We start from the raw sequence: 12,012 nt of genomic DNA on the forward strand, positions 1-12,012 counted from the left end.
ATGATGAACACTGAAATTCTGGTTTTTTGAGCAAGTATTTCTCTTTTTAGAAATAGTGTAGAAGAAGTATTCCTGCTAGCTTTGCATCGCTCAAGATTTCAAATAATTGTCACTAAAAATAGAATTCGTTGTATTGATGGATAAATTCACACTAGTTGATTGAAGCGCAGGTGGAGACTGAAGCCAAGCCCGCGAAAAGTGTCCACCGTAGCGGAAATTAACGGGTTTCGATGGTGACCCTTCTTAAATGACAGGGCGTACTTTGCTAGCTTTTCTTATTGTAAATTTATACTTTGTGGTAAAATAAGAACCATTAAGAAAATAAAGGACGTATGTTTTATGAAAATGATTATCGGACTCGGCAATCCTGGGAAACCGTATGAGCATACAAGGCATAATATTGGATTTGACGTGGTAGATGAGTTGGCTAAAAGATTTAATTCACCCTTAACTCAAATGAAATTTAAAGGCATGTACACAATTATTCATCGACCTCAAGGCAAAGTATTACTCGTAAAACCGCTCACTTATATGAATTTGTCTGGTGAATGCATCGTACCGCTCATGGATTATTACGATGTCGCAGAGGAAGATATCGTGGTTATTTATGATGATTTGGATTTAACGGTTGGAAGGTTAAGACTTCGTCAAAAGGGCAGTGCTGGCGGTCATAATGGAATCAAGTCAATCATTCAACATCTTGGAACACAAAACTTCAATCGTATTCGCTTAGGTGTCGATCGTCCACCAGCAGGAATGAAAGTACCTGATTATGTGTTATCTCGGTTTAAAACTGATGAAAAACCTTTGATGAATGAGGCATTGAATAAAAGTGCGGATGCATGTGAGGATTGGTTATCGTCACCCTTTCTTGAAGTTATGAACCGATTTAATGGTGGGTAAGGAATAAATTAAGTTCGACCGGTCTATACTAAAAAAAAGGAGGCCGGTCCGATTATGGCAATTCAAGTAAAGTGTCGGCACTGCAAGGCGGAAATGGGGAAATTAGCAGGTCAATCCATTCTGCAACATGGTCGAGTAAAGCAATTGAAAGAAGAATTCTCAGAAGAGTTTTTTACGCAAGATGAAGAGGGAACTGTAACGGTAAATAGTATTTGTGAGCATTGTGAAAGGTCTCTACGCGAGAACCCAGACTACTATGCTATGCAAAAGTGGATACAATAAGAATTAGCTTTGGCGCGGGTTTCGCGCGCAAAGCCTTTTTCTGTTTAAGTATATGAAAGTATAGCTCTACTATTAGTCATGTCTAGCTCTAAAGGACAGCTTTGTGCTCCGTTTCTTCCGTGTCGAGCTAGAGTAGGCTTTTATGCTTTTCTTAAGGAGGTTCATATGGAATCATTACATCGATTATTAATGAAAGATCATCATATAAATACACTACTTACAGATATTCAAAAAGGAATTGATCAACAACTAGTGACTGGCCTCGTTGGTGGATCTCGTCCACTTTTCATCCAATCTATTGCAAAAGAGATGGATAAACCAATTTTAGTAGTTTCACCAAACCTTTTACATGCCCAGAGATTATTCGAAGATATGGCGAAACTACTTGGTGAAGATCAAGTCCGTTTATATCCGGCAGATGAGCTGATTGCAGCGGATTTATCTGTATCAAGTCCAGAACTTCGTGCAGAACGTATTGAGACGCTCGAATTTATGCACTCTCAGAAGCGTGGAGTAGTAATTACACCAATCGCAGGACTTCGTCGCCAGATGCCTAACTTGAAGCAATGGAGAGCTAGCAGACTTGAAACGGCAATAGGGCAAGAAGTTATTTTGGACGACTGGCTCGACCATTTGGTAGCAATGGGTTACTCCAGACAACCAATGGTTACAGCACCTGGAGAATTTGCGCTACGTGGAGGGATTTTAGATATTTATCCCATCTACCTGCAACATCCGATTCGAATTGAATTTTTCGATACAGAAGTCGATTCGATTCGCACATTTTCTGCTGAAGATCAACGCTCGATTAAAAAGCTCAAAAAGGTATGCATTCTACCTGCAACAGAATTTGTATGGACGCGTTCCCAACTTACCAATCTAGCAGAAAAATTAGAAGAATCATTGGCTTCTAGTTTGAAAAAAATGAAAAAGGCAGAAACAAAAGAACTGCTTCTTCAACATATTAATCACGATATTGAGTTGTTAAGACAAGGTGATGTACCTGATCAAATGACGAAATATGTATCCATTCTAGAAGACCAACCTACTTTCTTAGGAGATTATTTTGCGGAAGATGGTTTGGTGTTATTTGATGAGCTTGGACGAATTCAAGAAACAACGAATTCCCTAGAACGTGAAGAGAAAGATTGGTATATTTCATTACTTGAAGAAGGTAAAACTGTCCATGATGTCAAGCTTTCGTTTAGTTTTAAAGAGATTCTTGGGATGTTGAAACAACGTAAAGTGTATTTCTCTCTATTTGCACGCACATTCTCAGGAATTCCTCTGAAAAAGACTATTGCTTTTTCATGTAAACCGATGCAACATTTCCACGGTCAAATGAATCTCTTGAAAAATGAGATGGAACGTTTTGTAGCTGGAAAGTTCTTTGTATTTATCTTGGCTGAAGGAAAAGAGCGTCAGAAAAAAGTCAAAGACGTTCTTGAAGATTACGATATGACCAGTCATGTGTTAGTTGATCAAAGCATACCTGAACAACCCGGTATTTATATAGTAGAAGGTGAAATATCGAGTGGTTTTGAATTGCCGCTCCAACGTTTAGCTGTTCTGACGGATAACGAACTTTTTAAACAACGTCCGAAAAAGAAAACGCGTCCACAAAAAATGACGAATGCCGAACGCATTAAAAGTTATTCGGAAATTAAACCTGGTGATCATATTGTCCATATACACCATGGAATCGGTAAATACATCGGCATTGAAACGCTTGAAATCAGCGGGATACATAAAGATTACTTACACATTCGCTACCGTGCTGATGATAAGTTATTTGTACCGGTTGATCAAATTGACCAAATACAAAAATACGTCGCTTCCGAAGAAAGAGAACCTAAACTACACAAACTAGGCGGCGCCGAGTGGAAGAAAACGAAAACAAAAGTTACAGCTGCAGTACAAGATATTGCAGACGATTTAATTAAACTTTATGCACAACGCGAGTCTGAAAAAGGGCATGCCTTTGAGCCGGATCAGGATATGCAACAAGCATTTGAAGCGGCATTTGCATATGAAGAAACAGAAGATCAATTGCGTTCAATTGAAGAAGTTAAACGGGATATGGAAAAAGAACGACCAATGGATCGCTTGGTTTGTGGGGATGTTGGATACGGGAAGACAGAAGTGGCGATTCGTGCAGCATTTAAAGCGGTACTAGACAGTAAACAAATAGCCTTTCTTGTGCCTACGACCATCTTAGCGCAGCAACATTACGAAACAATGAAAGAACGATTTGCAGATTTCCCAGTAGAAGTTGGGTTGCTAAGTCGTTTTCGTTCGAAAAAACAGCAAACTGAGACGATTAAAGGATTAAAATCAGGCACGATTGATGTGGTCATTGGCACACATCGTTTATTATCAAAAGATATTGTATATCACGATTTAGGATTGCTTATCGTTGATGAAGAACAGCGATTTGGCGTGACGCACAAAGAAAAGATTAAACGATTTAAAACCAATGTAGATGTCTTAACGTTAACAGCTACGCCAATTCCAAGAACACTTCATATGTCGATGATTGGAGTTCGTGATTTATCTATAATTGAAACACCTCCAGCTAATCGTTTTCCAGTTCAAACATATGTGATGGAACAAAACGGAGCCCTTGTTCGAGAGTCCATTGAACGTGAGATGGCACGTGGCGGACAATCATTTTATTTATACAACCGCGTGGAAGATATGGCACGTAAAGTCGATGAAATTCAAATGCTTGTTCCTGAAGCTCGCGTTGGTTTTGCGCATGGTCAAATGACAGAAAGAGAGTTAGAATCGGTCATCCTTGCGTTTTTAGAAGGGGACTATGATGTCCTCGTAACGACAACCATAATCGAAACGGGTATTGATATACCTAATGTTAATACGCTAATCGTGGAAAATGCGGATCGTATGGGACTTTCACAATTGTATCAATTAAGAGGTCGAGTCGGCCGGTCAAATCGCGTGGCATATGCGTACTTTATGTATCAACGCGATAAGGTTTTAACTGATGTCGCAGAAAAGCGTTTGCAAGCTATAAAAGAATTTACAGAACTTGGTTCAGGCTTTAAAATTGCCATGCGCGATTTATCCATTCGAGGTGCAGGGAATTTACTTGGTTCACAACAACACGGCTTTATCGATTCAGTCGGTTTTGATTTATATGCTCAAATGTTACAAGAAGCAATTGAAGAGAAACAAAGCGGCGTGAAAAAAGATGAAATCCCAGATGTCGAGATTTCTTTACCGTTTGACGCTTATTTACCAGATGTCTATATTCCGGACGGATTTCAAAAAATTCAAATGTATAAACGCATTAAAGCAGTGGAGAATGAGAAAGATTATGAAGATTTAGTTGATGAATTAATTGACCGTTTTGGAAATATGCCTATTGAAGCAGAACGCTTAATGCGAATCGCTCGAATAAAAGTATGGGCAAAACAAGCGAGCGTTGAATCAATTAAAGAACAGGATCATCATTTGACAATAAAACTTTCCAAAAATGGTACTCAAACAACGAATGGTGCTGTGTTAGTAGAGTCCTCATTGGCTTATGGACGTGCGGTTGGATTTAAAATGAACAATCAACAACAATTGCTTGTAACAATAGATGAAAAGAAAACAGGAAAGCATCATCCGTTTGATGTTTTAGAAGCCATGATGAAAGTTTTTCCTGAAGCACGAAAAGAAGTAGCTTCCTCACTTGGTGAGTAATACCGACCTTGCATAAATTGTCCAACTATGATGCATACTATGTGAGAAATTTTGAAATTTGAATTCTGTCGAAAGTGAGGCAACAAAGATGAAAGCAACAGGTATCGTCAGACGAATTGATGATCTCGGCCGTATTGTCATTCCAAAAGAAATTAGAAGAACCCTTCGAATTCGTGAAGGAGATCCACTCGAAATTTTTACGGACCGTGATGGAGAAGTTATTTTGAAAAAGTACTCCCCAATTAGTGAACTTGGTGATTTTGCCCAAGAGTATGCAGAAACGTTGTATGCAACCTTAGGAACACCCGCTTTTATTAGCGATCGAGATGAGATGATCGCGGTGGCAGGTGTGTCAAAAAAAGATTATTTGAATCGTCGTTTATCTTCTCAAGCAGAAGACATTCTACAATTGCGTACAATTGTTTCGGAAAAAATGGAAAAAACGATAGAATGGATACCCGGGCAAGTTGAACAGGTAAAATCCTATTGCGTAGCACCGATTATTGCCGCGGGTAATCCAATAGGTGCAGTCTATTTGTTATCAAAAGTCCATTTCATCGGAGAAGCAGAACTAAAAGCAGTAGAAACAGCTGCTCACTTCCTAGCCAAACAAATGGAACACTGAAAAGTGGAGAAGCCCACTCTAGACCGACAGCGGCGCTGGAAGAAACGACTCGAAAACTTGTTTTCGAATGAGTTTTAAGGTTCGAAGGCTAAGAACGCGACGTCCTGTCGCGACGCCTTCATGACCCACTTCCTGTGGGCCCAAGCTTAGGTGCGGTCTGGGCTTCGCAACTGGCCAACACTGAAAAGTGGAAAGCGCCAAATGAAAAACGTCTTCTTAAACACTCAAGAAGACGTTTTTTTCGTGTTATAATTAAGCCATTAATAGTACAGAAGCCCACTCTAGCCATGGCTTTAGTGGAATGAGGAAAAAGTATGAACAACGAATGGACGATGCAAAAATTTATGAAAGGCGCGGTGTTGTTAACAATTGCCGCCTTAATCGTCAAAGCTCTAAGTGCAGTTTACCGAATTCCTTTTCAAAACATTGTAGGGGACCAAGGATTTTACATATACCAACAAGTGTATCCATTTATCGGGGTGCTTACGGTTTGGACATCTTATGGTTTTGCTGTCGCCATTTCAAAACTTTTGGCAGATGCACATGACCAACGGGAAAACCATAACTATAGAGCGACTATCTTACGAATCGCATTTATTTATTTAAGTGTTATATCTATCATCAGTTTTACAGTGTTATTTTTAGGTGCGGATGTATTAGCCAGATGGATGAGTGATGAGAATCTGGCACAACTGCTACGCACAGGTTCGTTTGTCGTGTTATTAATGCCTGTTCTTGCTGTGCTGAAAGGCTCGTTTCAATCTCAAGGTCGAATGGAACCTGTGGCCTATGGACAAGTTGTAGAGCAAGCGGTACGAGTGACGGTTATTTTGATTGGTACATACATCGTTGTAAAGACGGGGTCATCTTTATATACGGCCGGGAGCACAGCTCTATTAGGTGCCATTGTAGGTGAAATTGCGGGTATTGTACTTCTTTTGCTATTTGTGCAAAATAAATCATCTCATGAATTCTTGAAAAGGGTCCCTAATACTATAAAAATTGGTCCAATTGTAAAGAATTTGACTGTCATTAGCTTAAGTGTCAGCATGAGTTCACTCATTTTGTTATTTTTTCAACTGGTAGACTCTTTTACGGTTTTTAGTAGCTTACTAGAATCTGGAATGGATCGATTAACAGCGATGGAAACAAAAGGCATGTATGACCGAGGGTTACCTCTTGTTCAAATGGGAATATTAATCGCTTCTACTTTGTCACTTTCTATTGTGCCATTAATTGCCCATACTACTCAAAAGAAGACTGGTAGAACTGCTATTCCATTTGCACAACTAACGTTTAAAATCGCACTTTTATTTGGGACAGCTGCAACGCTCGGTCTTATATTAGTGTTATCGCCAGTTAACGAGATGTTGTTTGAAACGAGAGATTTATCGACAACGATATCAGTGTTTTGTATCCAAATCTTTTGGCTGTCGTTGATATTAACGATGACATCTATGCTCCAAGGATTAGGAAAAGTAATTTTCCCTGCAATCTTACTGATTATTGGACTCATCATAAAATTGCTTTGCAATGCATGGTTATTACCTAAGTATGGAATAATGGGAGCAGCTATTGCTAGTAATATTGGGTTTATTTTTATTGCGATAAGTTTATATCTGTATTTATATTCAATTTGGAAGATTCGTTTTGCACCAGCTAGATTTTATGGACATCTAGCAGTAGCTTGTCTATGTATGATAGTCACGGTAATGACATGGATATTTGTAGCTGATAGTTGGTTATTTGATGGGTTTTCGAGTCGTATAGGTGCGATGTTTACTGCACTCACAAGTGTGGGTTTAGGAGCGGTCGTCTTTTTACTTTACATAGTAAAGAGCCGTATTATTGCCGAAAAAGAATGGTTTTTATTGCCGCTTGGAAGAAGAATGGCTATGGTTCAATTGTGGCTATATGATAAAAACAGAAAGAGGTGATGCATGTGAATACAATTACAGTGCTCGGCTTAGGAGCAGGAGATTTAGACCAGTTACCACTTGGTGTTTATAAAACGTTGGTAAAAGCCCAACGACTTTATGTGCGAACTGCTGAACATCCGGTGTTACAAGAATTGGGGAATGAAGGCATTACATATAAAAGTTTTGATGAGATTTATGAAAAACATGATGGATTCGAAGCTGTTTATCAAGAGATTGTTGAAACATTAATTACATTAGCACAATCAGGTCCTTTGTTTTATGCGGTTCCAGGTCACCCGTTAGTTGCTGAGCAAACCGTTCAGTGGTTAGTAGATGCTGAAAAAGAGGGACGCATTCAACTTGAAATTGTTGGAGGGCAAAGTTTTTTAGATCCGATTTTTAATGCATTGCGTATTGATCCGATTGAAGGCTTTCAATTACTGGATGGGACGATGTTTAAGCGCGATGATGTGCACATGTCACAACATGTATTAATTGCTCAAGTATATGATGCTTACAGTGCTTCTGATGTGAAGTTAACGTTAATGGAAAAGTATCCAGAAGACTATCTAGTTACAATTGTTACAGCTGCTGGTACTAGCGAAGAAGTGCTGAGAGTTGTACCTTTATACGAACTCGATCGTGCAACAGAATTAAATAATTTAACGACAATCTATGTTCCTCCGGTTAGTAGCCGTGAAGAGCGTATTAAAGAATGGTCAACTTTCAGAGAAATTATTACGAAGCTCCGTGCGCCTGATGGTTGTCCATGGGATCGTGAACAAACACATGAGACATTAAAAAAATATTTAATAGAAGAAGTGCATGAATTTTTACAAGCTGTAAATGAACAAGATGATGATGGAATGATTGAAGAACTAGGGGACGTTTTGCTTCAAGTGTTTTTACATGCACAAATTGGGGAAGATAATGGATACTTTAGTTTAGAAGATGTGCTCGAAAGTGTTTCTTCTAAAATGATTCATAGACATCCGCATGTCTTTAGTGATGTGGAAGTTGAAGGTACAGAGGATGTATTACGTAATTGGCAACAATTAAAATCTGTTGAAAAAGGCAATCATAAGAAACGAATTCTAGAAGGACAAGAACGGTCAGAATCGTCACTTTTGACCTCATATAATTTTCAAAAATCTGCTGCTAAAGTGGGCTTTGATTGGCCAAATGCAGAAGGTGCTTGGTTAAAGTTTGACGAAGAATGGCAAGAATTTAAACATGAAATTACGGATGGTACAGCAACTTCACAACTCGACGAATTAGGAGATGTGTTATTTACAATTGTCAATGTGGCTCGTTTTTACGGTCTTTCTCCTGAAGAAGCCATGATGCATGCGAATCGAAAATTTAAAACTCGTTTTCATTACGTTGAAGACAGTGTAGCTCAAGGTAAAGGTGAATTTAGTGCCTATACATTGAGTGAACTCGAGAAATTTTGGCAACAGGCCAAACAAATAAAAGGGGATGTATGATATGAGATTAGATAAATTTTTAAAAGTCTCACGCTTGATTAAACGACGTACACTTGCAAAAGAAGTAGCACATCAAGGACGTATCACGGTCAACGGAAAAGTGAGTAAAGCAAGTTCAGTGATTAAAGTGGGAGATGAATTGGGCATTCGCTTCGGCCAAAAAGTCGTAACTACCCGTATTGAGATGCTCAAAGAGACCGTGAAAAAAGAAGAGTCAATAATGATGTATACCATATTAAAAGAAGAAAGGCTTGAAAAAGTCGATCCTGAATTTATTGATGATGAAGATTAAATGTTAAGCGTGGCCAAAAGTGGTCATGCTTTTTTGTTTGCTTGCATATAGTTAATGGACTGGACAAGTAAAGGAGGAATTTTATGCAATATCAAGCCGAACATGCATCCATGGCAATTCCATCAGGAGATCATGTCATTAGTTTACGAAATCGCAAGCGTATGGACTTAACATCTGTCAAATCTATTGAACGTTTCGACCAAGAAGAGTTTGCCGTTCTAACATCTCAAGGGCATTTAAGTATTAAAGGTGACGAGTTACGCATTGTTCATTTAGATGTAGATAAAGGGTTGCTGACACTTGAAGGAAATGTGCGCACGTTCCAATATGATGAAGAAGAACGTGAACCTAACCGTAATTTCTTGCATAAATTGTTTGGATGACAATTTCTTATCAATTTCTAAGTCTGTTGGCCATGATTGCAAGTGGCGTGGCCGCAGGTTTTTTAGTTGAAAGTTTTCGAGACAGTTGTCAAGCTCTCCGTCCAGGCGCTTTACTTAGACGTTACCAAGGGTTATTTGAAATCTTGTTATGGTTGGGGCTTGGAATCGCGAGTTTCTACTTATTATTTTATTTAAGAGATGGGTCATGGCGAATATACGACCCGCTTGCTCAAATTGTCGGCATCATCACGTATGAATTATGGTTTAGACAGCCGATGCTTATAGGTAGACGCGTGTTTTTAAGATTAGTCGTTCAGCCAATTTGGTGGATACTCCACTTAGTTGTAACAATCATTCGTCATATAGTTCGCATACTTGTAAAAATTTTAATGGTTATTATTTGGCCTTTTTTAAAAATAATTAAAAAAATACCCCGAAGGTCCCTTCAAAAAAAATGATAAATCAGTTATAATTGCAACTACTAAATGGTTGCCAAATTATTTCTGGGAGTGAATGACTTGGGTGTGAATAATAATGAAAATGAAGAAAATCGCAAAATCTCATCCATTAATAAAGACTATGTCCACTCGGTTGAACGTCAAGAAAAGCGCCAAAAAGCACATAAAATGCGTTTATTTAGACGATTAGCTGCTTTTTCTGTCATTGTAGTTTTCGTAATGGGTTGGTTAAGCTTTACAATGTTTACCCAATCACAAGCGTTGGCTGCAAAAGAAGAGAAAAAAGAAGAAGCTCTTCAAGCATTGGAACAAGTTAAATACGAACAAGATATGTTGAAAACTCAAATTCTAAAGTTAAATGATGATGATTATATTGTGAAACTCGCAAGAAAAGAATATTTCCTTTCTAATGAGGGTGAAATTATTTTTGCGATTCCTGAAAAAGATGATAAAAATAACGATTCAAAAGAGTAGTCTTATTGACACTCTTTTTTTTTTTGGATATAATTAAAAGGGGAGACTTGATTTTCTGAGTCCGTTATTACGATTACAAGGTTTCTAAAGGAGCCGGCTTAATTTTTAAGGAGGAGCATTTTTTTTATGTCAATTGAAGTAGGCAGCAAGGTACAAGGTAAAGTAACAGGAATCACAAATTTCGGAGCATTCGTCGAACTACCAGGTGGCTCAACAGGTCTTGTTCATATCAGTGAAGTTGCTGATAATTATGTGAAAGATATCAACGAGCATTTGAAAGTCGGGGACATGGTTGAAGTAAAAGTGATGAATGTCGAGGCTGACGGTAAAATCGGCTTATCTATTCGTAAAGCCAAGCCACAAGCTGAGCGACCAGAACGTCCTCAACGACCACGTCCAAATAGTCGTCCAAACGATCGAGACCGTCCATTCAAAGAGAATTTCGAACAAAAAATGGCACGTTTCTTAAAAGATAGTGAAGAACGTTTAACCACTTTGAAACGCGCAACTGAAACTAAACGTGGCGGTCGTGGCGCAAAACGAGGATAATTTGCTGGCTGTTTTAATCGTAGAAAAAGTGTTTTGTATAGCATCTCCGCTTGTTGCGGAGATGTTTTTTTGTATTTTTAAAAAAGAATTGGTGGAGTAAGTACATAAACATAACAGAAAGGAGCGTTGGCTATGAACAAACAACAAATTATAGAGATCCACAAAAAATATCAGGTGTGGTTGAATTCATTGAAAGAGTTATCAAACGATGAAGCAATGAGCCCTTATGCTCCTGGAAAGTGGTCACCAAATGTAATTATCATGCATTTAGCGCAATGGGATCGCTTTACCTTTGAAGATCGACTGCCCTTGATGAAAGAAGGTGCTAAACTTGAAAAATTTCCTGCCTTCGAAGAGTTCAATGCAAAAGCTGCAGCACTTGCTTCACAACAAACATTTGAAGAAACCATTGCTTATGCAAAAGAACAACGTCAACGCATTACGAAAAAACTTGAAGAAATAAATGACAGTGAATGGCACAAAGAATTTAACATTGGTAATCATTCTTTGTCGATTATGAGTTATTTTACTGATTTTTCTGAACACGATGAACATCATAAACGACAAATTGAGCGTGTTAGAAGTAGATAGATAGTTTTTGAAAATAATGGATATAATTACGAAATAAAAAAACCCACAAGAGATATCTTCTCTTGTGGTTTTTTTGGATGACCCCTACGGGAATCGAACCCGTGTTACCGCCGTGAAAGGGCGGTGTCTTAACCGCTTGACCAAGGGGCCGTAATGGTATGAAACATGTAAAAACAACTTTTCGAATCTATAATTCTAGTTGATGTCGAGCTCGAGTATCGCTGGGCCCGTCATGCATCCGACGCTGCAGGATGCAATAATAAAATATGGCGGCCGAGGGGATCGAACCCCCGACCTCACGGGTATGAACCGTACGCTCTAGCCAGCTGAGCTAGGCCGCC

Annotated in this window: 12 protein-coding genes and 2 tRNA genes; 12 read left to right on the forward strand and 2 right to left on the reverse strand. The window is 38.7% G+C overall.

The features are described from left to right. Positions 1-339: 339 nt before the first annotated feature. The 12 genes from pth to C406_RS0117935 all read left to right on the forward strand — a co-directional run bounded on the left by pth (position 340) and on the right by C406_RS0117935 (position 11,671). Positions 340-903 (forward strand): aminoacyl-tRNA hydrolase, encoded by a 564-nt coding sequence (gene pth, locus C406_RS0117880; RefSeq protein ID WP_017382028.1) that lies wholly within the window; start codon positions 340-342, stop codon positions 901-903. Between the two features lie 54 nt (positions 904-957). Next, positions 958-1,185, forward strand: coding sequence for an anti-sigma-F factor Fin (locus tag C406_RS0117885; RefSeq protein WP_017382029.1), 228 nt, complete (start codon positions 958-960; stop codon positions 1,183-1,185). A gap of 165 nt (positions 1,186-1,350) precedes the next feature. Then, on the forward strand, positions 1,351-4,893 hold the full coding sequence (gene mfd / locus C406_RS0117890; protein ID WP_017382030.1) for a transcription-repair coupling factor: 3,543 nt from the start codon (positions 1,351-1,353) through the stop codon (positions 4,891-4,893). Positions 4,894-4,981: 88 nt separating this feature from the next. After that, positions 4,982-5,518: a stage V sporulation protein T gene (gene spoVT / locus C406_RS0117895; RefSeq protein WP_017382031.1), complete on the forward strand. Its 537-nt coding sequence runs from the start codon at positions 4,982-4,984 to the stop codon at positions 5,516-5,518. A 314-nt stretch (positions 5,519-5,832) separates the two neighbouring features. Beyond that, positions 5,833-7,455, forward strand: a complete 1,623-nt coding sequence (locus tag C406_RS0117900; RefSeq protein ID WP_017382032.1) for a putative polysaccharide biosynthesis protein — start codon at positions 5,833-5,835, stop codon at positions 7,453-7,455. Beyond that, the gene (gene mazG, locus C406_RS0117905; protein WP_017382033.1) at positions 7,455-8,924 is read left to right on the forward strand and encodes a nucleoside triphosphate pyrophosphohydrolase; all 1,470 of its coding nucleotides are present in this window, start codon (positions 7,455-7,457) and stop codon (positions 8,922-8,924) included. Before C406_RS0117900 ends, mazG begins: the two co-directional genes overlap by 1 nt. Position 8,925: 1 nt before the next feature. After that, positions 8,926-9,216, forward strand: a complete 291-nt coding sequence (locus C406_RS0117910; RefSeq protein ID WP_017382034.1) for an RNA-binding S4 domain-containing protein — start codon at positions 8,926-8,928, stop codon at positions 9,214-9,216. Positions 9,217-9,299: 83 nt separating this feature from the next. After that, positions 9,300-9,599, forward strand: coding sequence for a sporulation protein YabP (yabP, locus tag C406_RS0117915; RefSeq protein WP_017382035.1), 300 nt, complete (start codon positions 9,300-9,302; stop codon positions 9,597-9,599). After that, entirely contained in the window at positions 9,596-10,057 is a 462-nt protein-coding gene (gene yabQ, locus C406_RS0117920) for a spore cortex biosynthesis protein YabQ (protein WP_026045747.1), read from the forward strand. The genes yabP and yabQ overlap by 4 nt, the downstream gene beginning before the upstream one ends. A 66-nt stretch (positions 10,058-10,123) precedes the next feature. Then, positions 10,124-10,531 carry an FtsB family cell division protein gene (locus C406_RS0117925; protein WP_237740599.1) on the forward strand — a complete coding sequence of 136 codons (408 nt, stop codon included), beginning with the start codon at positions 10,124-10,126 and terminating at the stop codon, positions 10,529-10,531. 126 nt (positions 10,532-10,657) lie between these two features. Further along, a complete protein-coding gene (locus tag C406_RS0117930) occupies positions 10,658-11,080 on the forward strand; it encodes a S1 domain-containing RNA-binding protein (RefSeq protein ID WP_017382038.1) in 423 nt (140 codons plus the stop codon). A 132-nt stretch (positions 11,081-11,212) separates the two neighbouring features. Continuing rightward, the gene (locus C406_RS0117935) at positions 11,213-11,671 is read left to right on the forward strand and encodes a DinB family protein (RefSeq protein ID WP_017382039.1); all 459 of its coding nucleotides are present in this window, start codon (positions 11,213-11,215) and stop codon (positions 11,669-11,671) included. Positions 11,672-11,749: 78 nt separating this feature from the next. Here the strand turns inward: C406_RS0117935 and C406_RS0117940 are convergent. Then, positions 11,750-11,821: transfer RNA gene (locus C406_RS0117940), tRNA-Glu, on the reverse strand. Between the two features lie 117 nt (positions 11,822-11,938). Then, a tRNA-Met gene (locus C406_RS0117945) sits at positions 11,939-12,012 on the reverse strand.

Source organism: Paenisporosarcina sp. TG-14 (genome assembly GCF_000297555.1).
GTDB lineage: Bacteria > Bacillota > Bacilli > Bacillales_A > Planococcaceae > Paenisporosarcina > Paenisporosarcina antarctica.